This is a genomic window from Spirosoma gilvum (genome assembly GCF_054776815.1).
Genome location: NZ_BAAHBH010000001.1, coordinates 141,120 through 159,277, shown reverse-complemented (window position 1 = coordinate 159,277; position 18,158 = coordinate 141,120). Strand labels below are relative to the sequence as shown.

The following is an 18,158-nucleotide window of genomic DNA, read 5'->3' as shown; positions in this document are numbered from 1 at the left end:
ACTTTAGTCCAACGCCTGCTTCAGATCGGCCAGCAAATCGTCGGCATGCTCAAGCCCTACAGAAATGCGTAACAGGTTCTTGGGTGTTATCGAGTTGGGGCCTTCGGCAGTGGCCCGGTGTTCGATCAGGCTTTCGACCCCGCCCAAGCTCGTTGCCCGCGTGAATAATTTCAGCTTACCGATAAATTGAAGTGCTTCCTCAGCCCCTCCTTTTACCTGAACCGATAGCATCGCTCCGGGACCTTTCATTTGCTGCTGAATAACGGCACGTTGCGGATGGTTTGCCAGACCGGGATAATGTACTTTTTCAACAGCCGGATGACTGTCCAAGAACTCAGCCAAAACCTGCGCCGTGGCGCTTTGGGCCCGTACCCGCACACCCAGCGTTTTGATTCCCCGGCTCACCAGCCAACAGTCGAAGGGCGATGGAACCGCCCCCGATAACCCCTGCAATAGCCGCACCCGCTGGGTGAATTCGTTCTCTTCTTTGAAGATCAGGGCTCCTCCCAATACATCACTATGGCCACTCAGGTATTTGGTCGTTGAGTGCATCACCACATCGCAACCTAACTCTAACGACTGTTGCAACACAGGGGTAGCCCAGGTGTTATCGCACACACAAATGGCCCCAGCTTCGTGTGCTAGCTGGCTTATCGACTGCAAATCGGCAATATCGAGCATTGGGTTGGACGGCGTTTCGCACCAGACCACGCGGGTATTTTCGTGAATCGACGCCCGCACAGCTTCCAGATCCCGCATATCGACTCGGGTATAAGTAAGCCCCCACGGATGAAACACCTGTTCGAGCAGGGCTGGCGTGCCATAATACGCATCGGTCGACAACAACACATGATCGCCCGGACTGAGCGCCTGAAACAACGTCATTGTGGCTCCCTGCCCTGATCCAAACGCCATTCCAACCGCGCCACCTTCGAGGGTTGCCAGTGCTTTTTCCAGAGCCTCCCGGGTAGGGTTGTTGGGGCGGGTGTAGATATAATGGGCGGGCAACTCGTTGGCTTCATTTCGGGCGTAAGTTGTCGATAGATGGATGGGCGGAACCACAACCCCGGTAGCTGGGTCAGGCTGGTGGGTCGCGCGAAGGGCAAGCGTATCGAAGTGCATAAGGAGCTATTTTTAACGTAAACGGTCAACTGTAAACCGAATACCGTTGACTAATCATACCGAACCGTAAATACGGCTCATTTTTTGCTATCGAAATTGCTGGTTTCTGTTGGTTATTTTGCCATCAGGCACTAAATTGTTTCTTCCCTCCTAACCCACTTTACTAGTTTTTTCACTGGAACAGATGGATTAGATGCCTTCTCTGGCGACGTATACAACTCCGCTTACGGCTAAAACGGCCGCGCATTTGCTCCGACGAGCAACCTTTGGGCCAACCCAAACCGAAATCACCAGCTTTACCGGCCTAACGGCCACGCAGGCTGTTCAGCAGTTGATTACCAATGCGAATTATTCGCCCGCTCCACCCGTCGATCTGGACGAATACCAGCCAACCGCAGGACAAACCTATCTGGATAAACCCTTCAACCACAACCGAAATTTCGATTTTGGCCACTACCTGAGTTGCTGGTGGCTGGGCCTGATGGCGTCGCAGACGACTCCCATCAGTCTGCTCGATAAGCTGACCCTCTTCTGGCAAAACCATTTCGTAACCACCCGGTCAACGGTTGGCGATTATCGGTTTCTGAATCAATATCTGCTGCTGCTGCGAAACAATGCACTGGGTAACTTTCGGAATCTGGTCATCCAGATCACCAAAGACCCGGCCATGCTTCGTTACCTGAACGGGAACGAGAACATCGTCGGGCATCCGAATGAAAATTACGCCCGCGAGCTACAGGAGTTGTTCACGGTTGGCGTTTTCGATTTTACGGGGGCTAAAAATTATACCGAAGACGACGTAAAAGCAGCTGCTAAAGTGCTAACCGGCTGGGAATACACAAACTACGAAGTCGACAGCTCGACCAGTTTTACAACGGTCTTTAATCTGGCGAATCACGACAGTTCCGACAAAACGTTTTCGGAGCATTACAACAATACCGTGATTGTCGGTCGAGCTACCAATCCATCCCCTACCATTACAGCGGGCGATGCCGAGCTTAGCGATCTAGTTACGATGCTACTAAACCACCCGGCTTCGGCCCGATTCATTTGCCGGAAACTGTATCGGTGGTATGTCAATCCCAACGTCACGCAGACGATCGAGGACGATATTATTATCCCACTCGCCCAGCTATTCGTCACCACTAATTTTGCCATTCAGCCAGTCATCGAAAAACTACTGACCAGTCAGGTCTTTTTCGATGATACCAACATCGGTGCTTTGGTAAAGTCGCCAGCCGACCTGGCCGTTGGGTCCATGCGCCTGTTCAATCAGCCCGTTCCGGCGCTGCCAACGCATTATGTCGGTTTTCGCAACTATACCGATTTTATGTTTTACCGGATGCAGGACATGCTTATGCCGTTGCTGGATCAGCCCTCCGTTTTCGGGTATGAGCCTTATTACGATACGGGTTATACAAAGATCTGGATCAACACCACCACTATTGGCTATCGCTATGAGTACATGGATGCCTATGTATTACGGTACTTACAGGTAGAACCAGGCTATCTGGTGGGGATCGACGTACTGGCCTGGGCCACATCGCTCCAGCCGAATTTTTCGGATGTAGCCGGTACACCCGCCATTTCCTGTGCCGTGGTGCAGGATGGGTTTTCCAAAAATCTGTTTGCCATTGAGTTGCAACAAACTCAGAAGGACTTTTTGATCGATACCATCATGATGCAGGGCTTACCGCGCACCTCCTGGACATTTCAGTGGAATGCATACCGAACCAATCCCGACGACGGAGGAGCCCGTTATGAAGTTCGCTCTCGTTTAGAAAATCTAATGAAATATATGCTTCGGATGGCCGAGTATCATATCTGTTGAAGCCGACATTATTTTTAATCTCCTGGTTTGTTGTTTATTTTTCAACAAATCAGTAAACTTGTTGTTTGTCAGACAATTAAAAACTTGACCAAAAATAAGTTTGGATTGTCTCTAACCGTAACGTACTCGTATTGAATGCCTTATCTGGACCCGTATACAACCCTGCTTACGGCCAAGATGGCTGCCCATTTGCTTCGGCGGGCAACCTTCGGGCCAACGCAGACCGAAATAACCAATTTCACGGACTTAACGGCTACGCAGGCAGTTCAGCAGCTAATCAGCAACGCTAACTACTCACCACCGCCACCCGTTGACCTGGACAGTACAAAAGCAACCGCCGGTCAGACGTACCTCGACAAACCGTTCAACGGCGACCGGAATTTTGATTTTGGGCATTATTTACGGTATTGGTGGCTGGGCCTCATGGCTTCTCAGACTGCCCCGCCGAGCCTGCTTGATAAACTAACCCTCTTCTGGCAAAATCATTTCGTCACGACCCGCGAAGTCGTCGATGACTATCGCTTTGTGAATCAATATATGCTGCTCTTGCGCAACAATGCTTTGGGGAACTTTCGCACACTGGTCACACAGATCAGTAAGGAACCCGCTATGCTGCGCTACCTGAATGGCAACGAAAACGAAGTAGGCAAGCCTAACGAAAACTACGCCCGCGAGCTTCAGGAATTGTTTACGGTAGGTGCGTTCGACTTTGCCGGGAATAAGAATTATACCGAAGACGATGTAAAAGCAGCGGCCCGGGTACTCACCGGCTGGAAATATACCAACTATTGGGTGACTGGCTCAACCAGTTTTAGCACCACGTTCACCCTGTCGAAACACGACAAAACAAACAAAACCTTTTCGGCTTACTACAACAATACGACCATTACGGGACGATCGACTACGACAGCGGGTGACGATGAACTAGCCGATCTGGTGACCATGCTGCTGAATCACCCGCAGACCTCCCGGTTCATCTGCCGGAAGCTGTATCGGTGGTATGTCAATCCCAACGTCACGCAGGCTATTGAGGATAACGTCATTAGTCCACTGGCGCAGTTTTTTGCCAGTCCGTCAAATAACTACGCCATCCAGCCGGTTATCGTCAAGCTACTGACCAGCCAGATTTTTTTCGATGATACCAACCGGGGCGCTATGGTAAAATCACCGGTCGATCTGGCCGTCGGGGCTATGCGATTTTTCAACCAACCCGTGCCCGATATGACTACCGATTATGCCGCCTTTAAGGTGTATTGCGATTTCATGTTCTGGCGAATGCGCGATATGCAGATGGCGCTGGTCGATCAGCCGTCTGTTTTCGGGTATGATGCGTTTTACCAGACCGGGTATTCGAAAATCTGGATGAACACCACCACGCTGGCCCTTCGGAGTGATTATACCGATGCTTACATCTGGCGGTGGCTCCAGGTGAAACCCGACTATAAAATGGGTATCGACCTACTGGGTTGGGCAACGTCCTTACAACCAAATTTCGCCGATGTAGCCGGAACCCCGGCCATTTCCTGTGTTGATGTGCAGACCGCTTTTGCCAAAAACCTGTTTGCTCTTGACCTGTTTCCGTCGCAGACCAACTTCCTGATCGACACCATTATGATGCAGGGCATTCCCCGTACATCCTGGACGGTTGAGTGGAACAACTATCGCTCAGCGCCAACGAATACAAATCGAAAAAATGCGGTGCTGTACCGACTACAGAATTTAATGAAATACATGCTCCGCATGGCTGAATATCACCTTTGTTAATTCTGAATGAGTGAATGATAGAATGAACGGTCCGCCGTCGCGGTGAATAGTTGACGCATACTCCATTCAATCATTCAATCATTCACTCATTCACTCATTGATCAATGAAACGTAGAAACTTTTTAGCAGCCGCATCGGCGAGTTTGCTGCCTGTGATGCTGGATGGATTTGGGCTGAAGGCTATGACACGCCAGTCAGCGCTGGTTCAATCCTTATTGCATACTGCCGCCCTGGCTACCGACCGGGTGCTGGTGATCGTGTACCTCAATGGTGGCAACGATGGGCTGAACACTGTGATTCCAAGGGATCAATATTCGCTGTATACCGGTTTGCGAAGCAATATCGCCATTCCCGAAAACGCGGTACTGGCGCTGGATGGCAATCCGGCTACGGGCCTGCACCCATCCATGACGGGCATGCGCGATCTGTACAATAACGGAAAGCTGTCAATCGTCCACTCGGTTTCGTACCCCAACCCCGACCAGTCGCATTACCGCGCAACCGACATCTGGATGACAGCTGTCGATTCCAGTGTAACGTCGGATTCAGGCTGGGCAGGTCGTTATCTCGAAAATCGATTTCCGGGCTATCCGGTCGGTTACCCAAATTCGGAAATGGAAGACCCACTAGCCATTCAGATCGGGTATTTAACCTCTACGGCACTGTTGGGAAGTCAGCAATCGATGGGCATTGCGCTGAGTGATCCGAATAGTTTTTACCAGTTGGTTGGTTCGGGGGGGACGCCATCACCGGGCGATCTACCGTGCTGCGATGCTGGTGACTTGATTGCCTTTATCCGGCAGCAGCAGGTCTTATCAGTAGGTTACGCCACCGAAATCAAGCGGGCAGCCGATGCCGGACAGAATATGGCGACTTACCCGGATGCGTCGGCCAAAAATTCGTTGTCCGACCAGTTGAAAATTGTAGCCCGCTTAATCCACGGTGGCCTGAAAACCAAAATCTATTTTGTCTCGCTCAGTGGGTTCGATACCCATTCAACGCAGGTAGACCCGACCAATGTGCTGATCGGTACGCATGCCGACTTATTGGGCAAAGTGTCGACTGCCATCAGTGCTTTTCAGCAGGACTTAAAATTGCAGGGCACTGAGGACAAAGTAGTTGGCATGACATTCTCCGAGTTTGGCCGACGGGCAAATTCCAACAATTCGAGAGGTACTGATCATGGCGTCGCAGCTCCAATGTTCGTTTTCGGCAGCAGCCTAAAACACCGCACTTTTGGTCAGAATCCTGATCTGGCCAACCTGACCGGGCAGTCCGGAAATAAAGATGTTAATATGCAGATCGACTTTCGGCGGGTCTATACCGACATCCTCAACGATTGGTTTGGCACAGCTTCCGCAACGACAAACTCCTTACTTTTCCATCCGTTCCCTACTATATCGCTATTCTCGGATACCGTCGAAACGGTGGCTTCGGGCAACTGGCAGGATAAAAATACATGGACGGTTGGGCGGGTTCCGTTTGTCAATGAGTATGTTAAAGTAAATGCCGGGCATACCGTCACGATCAACCAGAATATCTCCGTCAAAAATATTCGTCTGGATGGCAAATTAGTCTATACAGGTCCTTACTCCGTTCAGGTTACAGGCTAGGAATTTGGCGCTAAACCAAACACCCCGTTGCGTTTCATTGGGTAATTCTGTTACCTTTATGCCAATCGTATGCAAGCATACTAATTAGATTTTGATACACTTGTTTCTTTTGTTGTTTACTACCGTAACAGAAGCAGTAGTATCATTGGCCTAAATCCTATGGAACAAACGTATCAGTCGCTAGCCCTCGTACCAAACGGCGGGGTGATGACCGTTTCCTTACTCGGCCCTGGCAAAGGCAATGCGATGGGACCCGAGTTTTGGGACGAACTCCCCAGGGCAATGGATGCCCTTAATCGAATGCCAGATATTCGGTGTATCGTGTTTCGCGGCAGTGGTGACCATTTCAGTTATGGACTCAACTTACCGCAGATGCTTCCACGCATCGGCAAAATGACCACCGGCACGGTATTGGCTCACCAGCGAGCCGACCTGATGGCGCAGATCCGCCAAATGCAGTCCGGTTTTCAGAAAATGCATGAGTCGCCAAAGCCCGTTATTGCAGCCGTTCATGGCTGGTGTATCGGTGGAGGGGTCAACATGATCGCAGCAGCCGACATCCGGTTGTGTTCACGCGATGCCAGATTCAGTCTACGCGAAGTCAAGCTGGCCATAACGCCCGACATTGGTGGCTTACAGTTTCTACCCCAGCTCATCGGCCAGGGGTTCACCCGCGAAATGGCGTTTACGGGAGCCGACTACGATGCCGCCTTTGCCGAACGAGTTGGTCTGGTCAATCATGTCTACGATACACCCGAGCTGCTTTTTGAAGCAGCCGACAAACTGGCCCATCAGATTGCCAATAATCCAGCTACAGCCGTTCAGGGAGCCAAACAGGTTCTGAATTACAGCCTTAACAAATCCATCGAAGACGGTTTACAGTATGTGGCTGTCTGGAATTCCAGCCAACTCCAGTCCACTGATTTCTCTGAGGCTATGCAATCCACCCTGGAGAAACGCCAAGCTGAGTTTAATAAGAAAATAGACAGAGGTTATTAATTTAATGAGTGAATGATAGAATGACTGAATGATAGAATTATTCGCGTCAGTTATTCACCGCTCCGGCGCCCTTGCTATTCACTCATTCTATCATTCAGTCATTCTATCATTCACTCATTATGACTACAGGCATGCTGCGCGATGATGCGCTAAAAGGAAAAACGATTATTGTCACTGGCGGTGGTACGGGTCTTGGCAAATCCATTAGCCGATATCTGCTTCAGCTTGGGGCAAATGTTACTATTTGTAGCCGTCGGCAGTCGGTTATCGATGAAACAGCTAAAGAACTAATGGATGAGACGGGCGGACAGGTGCTGGCTGTTCCCTGCGACGTTCGCAACACCGCCGACGTGGAAGCTGTCATTGCCCAGACTATCGAAAAGTTTGGCAAAATCGATGGCTTGCTGAATAATTCGGCTGGGAATTTCATCAGTCCGACTGAACGGCTATCGTATAAAGCCTTCGATACTATTGTCGATATCGTTCTGCGCGGAACGTACTATTTCACCCTGGCGGTGGGCAAATACTGGATCGAGAACAAGATTCCAGGAACGGTTCTGAACATCTCGACCACCTATGCAACGACTGGCTCAGGCTATGTCGTCCCGTCGGCGGTGGCTAAAGGGGGTGCCCTCATTATGACCAAATCGCTGGCTGCCGAATGGGGCAAATACGGTATTCGCCTGAACGCCATTGCCCCCGGCCCATTCCCGACCAAAGGTGCCTGGGATCGATTGTTCCCCGAACCGTTGATGAAACTGATGGACCCCGTCAGCCGAATTCCCCTCAAACGCGTAGGTGAGCATGGTGAACTGGCGAACCTGGCAGCCTATCTGCTCTCCGATTTTTCAGGTTTCATAACCGGCGAATGCATCACCATCGACGGGGGCGAAGTACTGGCAGCCGGTGAGTTCAATCACCTCGAAAATGTATCGTCCGACCAATGGGATATGATCGAGCAAACCATCAAACAAGCGAATCGAGCCAGCAAGAAAGAATGATTTTTAATGTAAAATGGACAATGTAAAATGAATAATGTGAATTAATCTCAGCCTCAATTATTCATTTTACATTGTCCATTTTACATTACATTTCGGCACTTTTGCCCATTCAAACTTGTTATCTTTACAGATCAAAACATTAAAAAATGCCTAACTGGTTTCTCGGAAAAATCCGCTATCAGCAGCCAATCGACGACTCGAACGTCGGCACCCGAAACGAAGAATTTATCAAGCAAAAGACGGTCACTGAAGCCTATCTGGTCGATGCCGTGAGCTACACGGATGCCGAAACCCGGCTTTATCAGGAAATTGCCGCTAACACGCCCGATTTTGAGATTACGAATATTTCGCGCATGAAACTGGCCGATGTGTTTCACCATGACGATGGTAGCGAAACCTGGTATAAGGTGAAAGCGATGTTCATTACCGACGATGAAAAAACGGGCAAACAGAAGAAAACGCCCAGCGTGATGCTCGTCAATGCTGATACGCCCAAACAGGCGTATGAACGGGTTGAACAAAGCCTAAAAACCGCGCTCGACCCCTTCGAAATCACGGACGTCAACATCACCAAGATTCTGGAAATTTTCCCCTACAACGAAGAGGAAAAACGTAATCTACGGCCGTTGAGCGACTTTATAACTCCTGAGCCTGAAACAGTTGCTTAACGTATAAGCCGATTACAACCTAATTCCGGTAAGTAGGGTCTTAGTAGCCAAGAACGTCGTATTACTCCCATGAAACGAACGCTACTGCTATTGGCCTTATTTACCGGAATTGTTTTGGGTTGCAAGGAAGACACCACCATTACGGCTGTTACCAACGACGGCCTGAACCTATACTGGGACCATGAAATCTTTGGGGAAGAGGGTCGCCGATTCCGATTTGAGTTTTCCAGCCAGAAAGCGCTTCCAGAACAATATAATCTGGTTTTTCAAAAAACCATTACAGGAAATGTCATAACGGTCAGGCTGGTGAGTACAGTAAGTCAGGGGCAATGCCAGCCGTTTCCGGGAGACAAACCAGGGTGTATTTCCAAAGGAGGATTTTACATTTCCGAAAAAGACCTTCTTCCCGGCACGTACACAATCAACCTCATTACCCCCTCATTTACAGAAAGTGGTCGATTAATAGTTACACCAGAGAAGGCGGCATTGGACCTGGGAGTTAACAAACAATTTACGAGTTCAATAGAAGAGGTTTTTCCAATACCTCGTCAACTACTTTTTGGCTCGATTGTCTATACAGGTTCCGATAAAACGCAGTCAGCTAAGGATCTGATCGCGTATTTATCCACCCTGGGCGTCGCACCCACTACCCTACCGGATTACCCCTACCGACATTTAAATATACGTGAGTCTCCTCATCTTGGGACTAAAGACTGGCCTGTAGACAATCACATGATATCGCTGGTCTATTCGATGAACAGGAATTTTAAGGACATAATCCGGGATCTGAAAAGTTATGTTGATCAGACGGACAAGAATTTGTCGATCTACCTATACACCAGCCTGGGCGGTGAAGTTCGGCTCAGTTTAACTGAAAGTTTTTTAATCTACGGGTCGGATCAATAGGGCATTTCCTGTACCGATTTATAGAATATAGACTAAGGTTTACAGAATTTCGTCCGTTAACACACAAGGACTTGCCTTGAATACCTACTATTGTTGATATTTGTGCCACGATGAAACGCACTCTGTTCAAATGGTTCAACATACTAATGGCCTGCATCGTACTGCTGAGCAGTACGGGGTTTGGGCTGGTTGAACATTCGTGCCAGATGCGCGGCAAGAAAAAGACGATGGTGGTTGCCTTTAGTGAGGTAAAAACCAAGCCGGGTTGCCAATCCGACCAACAGCTTGTATCGACCAGTGGGCCGACCATAAAAAAAATGGATTGCTGCCAGGACGATCAGCATTACGAAAACGTAGATACCTCGTCGTCGCTAAGCCAGCTAGTTGCCAAATTCGTCAAGGTCGTTACCGAAACAGTTATCCATGGCGTGGTGACGGTACTGGCCTGGCTTTTCAACTGGGCCTTCACTGACCATTCGTCGTCGGTATCAGTTTTCTCCTCCCCTCCTTCGCTTTCCGGACGCGACATTTTGACGCTGGTCCGTTGTTTGCTTATTTGAGCTTATTGATACATGAATATCGGCTCGTGTCCTTCTGGCACAGGCCTGCTATCTTGTTTTCAATAAATCAACAAACGCATGAAAGCCTTATTTTTAGGGATAGTGCTGGTCATTAACGGGTTAGCTCTTCGTTTTCAGACGCAGGCCCAGACAGTTCCATCCCAACCTCCAACCAACGATTCAACAAAAACAGCGCTCATAAGGGGCCGCGTCAGCGAACTCAGCAATGGCAACATAGTCCCGCTAGTGGGGGCCACTATTCTATGGGCAGGCACTACATCGGGCACCGCTACCGATACGGAGGGGCATTTTCAAATCCCAGCCCATCAGGCATCGAATCGGCTGGTGGTTAGTTATGTCGGCTATCGCCCCGATACACTCCTGATCACTAATCCAGCCACGCACTTGGACGTGACCCTCCGTAGCGAACGTACACTACAGGAGGTTACCGTGTCGGGCGCACCAGGGCAGATTGACCGAATTAACCCCATTCAAACCGAGTTTATTAATCAACGAACTCTGGCTAAAGCTGCCTGCTGCAACCTGTCGGAAAGCTTCGAAACCAATGCTTCGGTGAGCGTATCGTACAGCGACGCCGTGACCGGGTCTAAACAAATCCAGTTTCTGGGTCTGGGTGGTCAGTATGTACAAACCAATGTGGAGAACATCCCGAACATTCGCGGACTGGCGACAACCTTTGGGCTGAACTACATTCCTGGCACCTGGATTACGAGTATCGACGTGGGTAAGGGCGCCGGTTCGGTCGTCAATGGCTATGAGTCGATGAGCGGGCAGATGAATGTTGAGCTTCAGAAACCCGACGATAAACAGAAATTATTCCTGAACGGCTACGTGAACAGCTTTGGTCGTGTGGAAGGAAACATTAACTGGTCGAAACCATTAGTCGGCAGAGCGAATAGCACCAATCACCTATGGCCAGGTCAAAAAGATCGAAGTGTTACTGAACCCAAATGGAGCATGGGTGTACTGGGGCATGTCAGTGTTCTCCGTACGGAAATCGATCAAAACAAGGATGGCTTTCGTGATTTGCCGCTGTACACACAGGTCAATGTCATCAACCGCTATAAATACAACGGCGACAAGTACATGGCCCAGTTTGGCGTAAAGGCGCTTTACGAAGACCGCGACGGGGGACAGCTATCCTCATTTGGAGCGTCTCGTTATAGCTTTCTGAATACGACCAAACGGCTGGAATTCTTCTCAAAAACGGCAAAGTTGTACCTCGATAAACCCTACAAAGGACTCGGCCTGATTCTAAATGGCGTTCATCACGAACAGTCGGCTCAGTTTGGATTTGCCCCCTATTCGGGTCGTCAGCAGACGTTTTATGCCAATCTGATTTACCAGAGCATAATCGGTACTACCAATAATAACTTCAAGGCTGGACTAAGCTATCTGCTAGATGATTACAGTGAGCAGTACAAAACCATTCGGACAGCCCGGACGGAATCGGTACCGGGTGCCTTTGTAGAATATACGTATACCTATCCCGAAAAACTAACGCTGGTATTGGGTGGTCGTCTGGATTTTCATAATCTATTCGGCACGCAGTTTACCCCACGCGCCCACCTGAAATACAGTCCCAGCCAGAACATCACCCTTCGGGCGTCGGCGGGTCGGGGATTTCGGGCCGCTAATCCATTCGCCGAAAATTTCGGGTATCTGGTCAGCTCGCGGGCTGTTTATCTGAACCAGCCGTTGCAGTTTGAATCGTCCTGGAATTATGGACTTAGCCTGACGAACGATTTTCAGGTGTTCGGCAAGAAAGCGTCGCTGGTGTTGGATTATCACCGGACTAACTTCCAGAACCAGCTTATTGTCGACATTGAGCACCCCAGCGAACTCTATTTTTATAACCTCGCCGAAACGGGTAGCAAAGCTCGTTCGTTTGCCAATAGTTTTCAGGCCGAGTTAAATGTTCAACCCGCTAAACGGTTCGAGGTAAAAGCGGCCTATCGGCTGTTCGATGTGGAACAAAGCATGGGTGGACCCTTTGGCGAAGAGCGGCTGCTGCCTAAAATGATGATCAGCCGCGACCGGGTTCTGCTCAATGCGGGCTATGCGTTGCCCTACGACAAATGGAAATTCGATGCGACGCTTCAATGGAACGGTCCTCGACGGATACCCTATCTGCGTGAGGGTTATGTTCATTCCAGCTATCAGAATATGCCGGTCGACATGGCGCCCAGTTTCTATAACCTCAATGCCCAGATCAGCCGCGCCTTCCGGAGTGGCTGGGAAATCTACCTGGGTGGCGAAAACCTGACGGGCTTCCGGCAACTCAATCCGATTGTTGCTGCCAATGACCCATTTGGCCCTCGTTTCGACGCAGGCTCACAAGTATGGGGACCGATCACCGGTCGTATGGTGTATGCTGGCTTCCGTTTTAAACCTCAACCCTGACCGGGATTTAGCTGATTTATGGATTAATCTGATTTTGTAAAAAAGTTTCTCTAAAGCGAAAACAAAATCCTGAAAATCCTCAAATCAGCTAAATCCAGCCGGGCCGACGATTCGGTTCTGAAACATGACACTGATTATCCGAAATATGGTGTGCGACCGTTGCAAACGGGTTGTACGCGAAGAACTGGAAGCCCTTGGCCTGACAGTGGGCCGGGTAGAACTGGGTGAGGTCGACGTGGGCGACCTGCCCCCTACCCTCACGCTGGGCGATGTTCGCCAGGCGTTGCAGCATAACGGATTCGATCTGGTCGATGACAAAAAACAATCGTTGGTCGAGCACATCAAGATTTTGCTGATCAATGAAATCCAGCACCTGAAAAACGAGCGTTTGGCTTCCGAAAACTATTCGACGTTTCTGGAGCGCAAACTGGGTTATGAATATTCGTATCTGAGTAGTCTGTTTTCAGCAAGTGAAGGACATACTCTCGAAAAATACATCATTGCCCTCAAAATCGAGAAAGTAAAAGAGTGGCTGCGCTACGACGAACTGACACTCAGTGAAATTGCCTGGCGGTTAGGCTATAGCAGTGTCCAGCATCTGTCGAACCAATTCAGACAGGTGGTTGGGCAAACGCCAGGGCAATTTCGGAAAGCCACGCATGTAGAACGACGTAACCTGGATTCAATTTAGAAGTCATAAATAGTGTCAGGCTTTGCCATAAGTGGCTAGTATGAATCTATTAACCCATCTTCTTGAACAGTAGCGTTATGATCAACCGCTTTAGATCAATACTTGGCAAGCTACTCGAACTAACACTTCGACTCACAGGCATTCGGGTGCTAACCAAAGAGCAAACCGACGCTTTTTTAAAGCCGTATCGGGTAGCTAGTCATTCGTCCAATCGCATTCGTCTAGCTGATGTTCCCAACGCCGTTAATCCTTCACAACTAATTTTTCATCAATCTGAAGCGGTTACACAACCCGCTTATGTATGGGATTACAGCAAACCCAGCAAGAAAATCAGGCTGTTGCCGTATGGAAGTGTATTCATAAAGCCTAATCTACTCTGTACGAATTTTGGCAACCACCACTTGCTGGAAAACCTGACGAGCTGGCGTAATCGAAAATCGTATTCCGCCAAAACGGTCATCATTCCCTGGAGTCATTATGTGGATGGCATTGCCTACGGTGGTTATTATGATTTTGTGATTCTGGTAGCAGCCCAACTGTGTCGGATCAAAGATGCATTACCCGGCCAAGTCTTTTCGGAAGCCCTCGTATCCTATCCTTTATTCAACACATCGTATGAGCGGGAGTTTCTGAATCTGATTGGTGTTACAAATGATCGACTGATTGACAGTAGTCGATATGCGGTTGAGGCTGATCGGTTTATTACCGGCAATAATGGACACTGGTTTTACCCGAATGTAGCCGATATCCTATCCCTGAAAAAGCAGGTCGAAGCGCAGCTAAAGCCCGTTCAGAAAGCGCATAACCGGGTCTATATCAGCCGTAAAGGCAGACGCCGAATTGTTAATGAGCCGGATCTGATCCGAATGCTTGAGCGATACCAGTTTACGATCATTGAGGATACCCCCCGCACCGTAGCGGAACAGGTGGACATCTATAAAAATGCGGCTTTTATTATGGGACCGCATGGGGCTTCGTTCACCAATATCATCTGGTGCGAACCCGGTACGCATCTTTTTGAATTGTTTTCGCCCAACTACGCCCCACCGCACTTTCAGTATCTAGCCTCCGTCATGCATATGGACTATTCAGCTTATTATCAAGGCGATACGGAGGGAAACCAACACGCAGGGCTTGAAGAAAACATATCGGTGTCGGTTGACGAAGTAGAACGCTGCCTGAGCCGATTGTTGAGTAACGAATATGTATAAATGGGCCATCTCTGTCGGGTGTTTTACGGAGGGCCGTGCCACGGTTAGTAAGAGCGTCATAGAAAACCGTGGCACGGCCCTCCGTAAAGTAACGAATATGCCTAAATCAGCTATTTCTGTAAACCCAACCCCGAATTTTGTAAAAACTCTATCGATTATCCGTAGTTATTTTGACAGACCAATGGTGGTCAACCAGCTTATAACTCAACATGACTATGGAAATGATGCAACACTCCCACGTAGATACCTGTTTTGCCTGCGCCGAAGCCTGCGAACGCTGCGCTACTGCCTGCCTGGAGATGGGCGACAAAGATGGACGCGGCCACGACATGACAGCCTGCATCAAACTGTGTCGGGACTGTGCCGATATTTGTACACTTTGCGGTCGGCTGGATGCTCGTGGTTCTGAATTCTCGCGGGACTTCATGGTACTCTGTGCTGAAGTATGCGATGCCTGTGCCGAAGAGTGTGAAAAACATGCCAATCACGTTGCTCATTGCAAAGCCTGTGCAGAAGCCTGCCGGAAATGTGCCGAAGAATGCCGGTCGATGTCGGCCAATGCCTAAGTCAAGAGTTCCAGGATTCTTCAGATTCTGTGGATTTTATTGGCTTTCCTTCAAACTTTAGTCATCCTAAAATCCACAGAATTCAAAGAACCCCATTTGTATGCTACCCTATCTTTTTACATTCTTACTATTCCTCAACTGGCTGGCGCCAGAATCTGCTCCCGAACAGAAAGTTGGCGTAGGCAAGCATCCATCAGCTTTTACAGATCCGGCAGGTACTGTTCATGTGGTGTATGGCCGTGGTGAAAACCTGTATTATGCAACGACTCAAACCGGCGATCAGTTTACCCCGGCCATTCGGGTTGATAGTTTACCAGGCCTACAGCTTGGCGCTTCGCGGGGACCGCAAATTGCAGCTTCGGCCAAATCAGTGGTGATCCTGGCCATTGATAAACCGGGAAACATCTGGGCCTATACCTTAGACCGGGCTTCGGGCAAATGGCAAGGCCGAGTACAGGTCAACGATATTCCTGAAATAGCCAAAGAGGGATTTATGGGACTGACAGCCGACTCCGATAATAGTTATGTGGCTGCCTGGCTCGACCTGCGGGGTGACAAACGCAATAAACTGGCCGGAGCCCGGTCCATCGACGGCGGAAAAACCTGGTCGGCCAATAAAGTTCTTTATCAATCGCCCGATGGTACGATCTGCGAATGTTGTCAGGTGTCGGTGGTCAGTCATGGACCGACGGTGTCAATCATGTTCCGCAACCACCTGAATGGCTTCCGCGACATGTATCTTCTGCAATCAACAGATAGGGGCCAAACCTTCGGCAAGGCTGAAAAGTTAGGCGAAGGCACCTGGAAACTAGCAGCCTGCCCAATGGATGGGGGTGGATTGTCGGTCGATCAAGCTGGTCATTTATCGACGGTTTGGCGACGAGCCGATAAGTTGTATATCGACCGGCCAGGGCAACCCGAAACTGAAATTGCTACGGGAAAAAACGCAAAAATTGCCAGCACCTCCAACGGTAATTACTTTGTTTTTCAACAAGCTGAACAGCTTTGGGCCATCACTCCCCAGCAGAAACAACCTGTAGCAATCGGCCTGGGAGCGTATGCCAAGCTCGCGCAACTAAAAAACGACCGCGTCCTGTGTGTTTGGGAACACGACGGCAATGTATGGGCCAGGGTTCTTTAGTGATTTGATGACAATTATTCGGTACGACCCCGATGGGGTCGTATGTATATAGTTATAATGTCATTCTACAAACATTCGACCCCATCGGGGTCGTACCGATTGCATGGCCTGTTTTAGCTTATAAAGAACTAATGAGATTTTTTAAGAAAACGTTATGAATAAGTTTAGTTATCTGGTTCTGATATGTTTTCTGGCGAGGCAGGTTTTTGCTCAGCACCAGCATCATGAAGGTATGCCTATGCCCAATAAACCAAAAGCCGATACGACCAAACCTATGGATCATTCGATGCATGGGATGGATATGCATCAGCATGAGGATATGGAAAAGGCCAGCATGATGGGCGATATAGCCATGCTGAACTATGGGCTTACGATGGACACAACTATGGGTATGACTCATTCGCTCTCGCGTAATTTGCCCATGAACCGGAACGGGTCGGGTACCTCCTGGCATCCCGACAATACGCCCATGTACGCGTACATGAGCCACCCAAAGCCCAATGGCTGGAGTTATATGCTGCACTATGCCATCTATCTGCGCTATACCAATCAGAACATTAATAACACCGAGAAACGAGGAGCCGCTCAGCAATTTGGTGCCCCGAACTGGTTTATGGGTATGGCCCAGCGCAAAGTTGGACAGCGAGGATTATTTCAGATTCGGGCTATGATCTCGCTTGATCCGTTGACGGTTGGTAATGGCGGCTATCCGCTTCTGTTCCAAACCGGTGAGAGCTACAAAGGGCAGCCTTTGATTGATAAACAACACCCTCACGATCTGGTATCTGAGTTATCCGTCAGCTATAGCCATGCCTTCAGCAGAGATGTCGATCTGTACGGATACGTTGGTTATCCCGGCGAACCGGCCCTTGGTCCTCCTGCTTTTATGCACCGGATTTCGGCTTTTAACCTGCCCGATGCCCCGTTAGGCCACCACTGGCAGGATGCCACGCATATTTTGTTCGGCGTCGCCACGGTTGGCGTTCGTTACAAATGGGCTAAGCTCGAAGGCTCCAGCTTTACGGGTCGGGAACCCGATGAAAACCGCTACAATTTCGACAAACCCCGATTTGATAGCTACTCGTACCGATTGTCTGTTAACCCATCACCGTCGTTAGCACTACAGTTCTCTCAGGGCTTCCTGCATAGCCCAGAAGATTTGCATCCTGACGAAAACGTAACCCGAACTACGGCATCCATTTTGCACAGCAAGGGGCTAGGACCTGAGCGCTATATAACATCAGCGTTTGTTTGGGGGCAGAATAGCCATCAGGGTGATCATGACAATTCGTTTCTGGTTGAGAGCAGCTTACAACTAAATCGGACTGCCTTTTACGGGCGGTACGAAAACGTTGGAAAGACACCGGAAGAACTAGCAATTATTGATCCTGGGTTTAGTGGGATACCCAACCACACAGCACTGACTATTAACAACGTAACCATAGGTATAAACTATCGAATGGCGCGGCAGTTTAATACCGATTTAGTGCTGGGCGCTCAGGTGACAGGCAGTGTAGCAGACAAGCGAATACACTATTTATATGGTAAAATGCCTGTTTCTGGCGAAATTTACCTCCGTCTATCGCCCAGTCTGATGACCATGCAGGGTATGAAGGGTATGCGTCACCGTCAAATGCAAAGAATGTAAGCCTCTGTGGCAC

15 protein-coding genes are annotated in these 18,158 nt (G+C 49.4%); 14 read left to right on the top strand and 1 reads right to left on the bottom strand.

The genetic code is table 11. The features are described 5' to 3' along the window. Positions 1-3 precede the first annotated feature (3 nt). The gene (locus tag ACYVFD_RS00650; protein WP_461087494.1) at positions 4-1,122 is read right to left on the bottom strand and encodes a trans-sulfuration enzyme family protein; all 1,119 of its coding nucleotides are present in this window, start codon (positions 1,120-1,122) and stop codon (positions 4-6) included. A 193-nt stretch (positions 1,123-1,315) separates the two neighbouring features. On the opposite strand from ACYVFD_RS00650, the gene ACYVFD_RS00645 reads away from it, so the two are divergent. The 14 genes from ACYVFD_RS00645 (at position 1,316) to ACYVFD_RS00580 (ending at position 18,145) form a co-directional block, all read left to right on the top strand. Then, positions 1,316-2,953: a DUF1800 domain-containing protein gene (locus tag ACYVFD_RS00645; RefSeq protein ID WP_461087492.1), complete on the top strand. Its 1,638-nt coding sequence runs from the start codon at positions 1,316-1,318 to the stop codon at positions 2,951-2,953. 135 nt (positions 2,954-3,088) lie between these two features. Then, positions 3,089-4,717, top strand: a complete 1,629-nt coding sequence (locus ACYVFD_RS00640) for a DUF1800 domain-containing protein (protein ID WP_461087490.1) — start codon at positions 3,089-3,091, stop codon at positions 4,715-4,717. Positions 4,718-4,821: 104 nt separating this feature from the next. Further along, entirely contained in the window at positions 4,822-6,330 is a 1,509-nt protein-coding gene (locus ACYVFD_RS00635; protein ID WP_461087488.1) for a DUF1501 domain-containing protein, read from the top strand. 159 nt (positions 6,331-6,489) lie between these two features. Further along, a complete protein-coding gene (locus ACYVFD_RS00630; protein ID WP_461087486.1) occupies positions 6,490-7,329 on the top strand; it encodes a crotonase/enoyl-CoA hydratase family protein in 840 nt (279 codons plus the stop codon). A gap of 119 nt (positions 7,330-7,448) precedes the next feature. Beyond that, complete coding sequence (locus ACYVFD_RS00625; RefSeq protein WP_461087484.1) at positions 7,449-8,330, top strand: SDR family oxidoreductase; 882 nt, start codon at positions 7,449-7,451, stop codon at positions 8,328-8,330. Positions 8,331-8,476: 146 nt separating this feature from the next. Further along, positions 8,477-8,998 carry a DUF4494 domain-containing protein gene (locus ACYVFD_RS00620; protein WP_461087482.1) on the top strand — a complete coding sequence of 174 codons (522 nt, stop codon included), beginning with the start codon at positions 8,477-8,479 and terminating at the stop codon, positions 8,996-8,998. A gap of 69 nt (positions 8,999-9,067) precedes the next feature. Beyond that, positions 9,068-9,904 (top strand): hypothetical protein, encoded by an 837-nt coding sequence (locus tag ACYVFD_RS00615; protein WP_461087480.1) that lies wholly within the window; start codon positions 9,068-9,070, stop codon positions 9,902-9,904. 110 nt (positions 9,905-10,014) lie between these two features. Further along, entirely contained in the window at positions 10,015-10,464 is a 450-nt protein-coding gene (locus ACYVFD_RS00610) for an HYC_CC_PP family protein (protein WP_461087478.1), read from the top strand. Positions 10,465-10,542: 78 nt separating this feature from the next. Continuing rightward, positions 10,543-12,888: a TonB-dependent receptor gene (locus tag ACYVFD_RS00605; protein ID WP_461087476.1), complete on the top strand. Its 2,346-nt coding sequence runs from the start codon at positions 10,543-10,545 to the stop codon at positions 12,886-12,888. Positions 12,889-13,012: 124 nt separating this feature from the next. Next, positions 13,013-13,579 (top strand): helix-turn-helix domain-containing protein, encoded by a 567-nt coding sequence (locus ACYVFD_RS00600; protein WP_461087474.1) that lies wholly within the window; start codon positions 13,013-13,015, stop codon positions 13,577-13,579. A 77-nt stretch (positions 13,580-13,656) separates the two neighbouring features. Further along, entirely contained in the window at positions 13,657-14,790 is a 1,134-nt protein-coding gene (locus ACYVFD_RS00595) for a glycosyltransferase family 61 protein (protein ID WP_461087472.1), read from the top strand. Positions 14,791-15,005: 215 nt separating this feature from the next. After that, a complete protein-coding gene (locus ACYVFD_RS00590) occupies positions 15,006-15,356 on the top strand; it encodes a four-helix bundle copper-binding protein (RefSeq protein WP_461087470.1) in 351 nt (116 codons plus the stop codon). A gap of 100 nt (positions 15,357-15,456) precedes the next feature. After that, a complete protein-coding gene (locus ACYVFD_RS00585) occupies positions 15,457-16,497 on the top strand; it encodes an exo-alpha-sialidase (RefSeq protein WP_461087468.1) in 1,041 nt (346 codons plus the stop codon). Between the two features lie 154 nt (positions 16,498-16,651). Next, positions 16,652-18,145: a hypothetical protein gene (locus ACYVFD_RS00580; RefSeq protein ID WP_461087467.1), complete on the top strand. Its 1,494-nt coding sequence runs from the start codon at positions 16,652-16,654 to the stop codon at positions 18,143-18,145. The last annotated feature ends 13 nt before the right edge of the window (positions 18,146-18,158 follow it).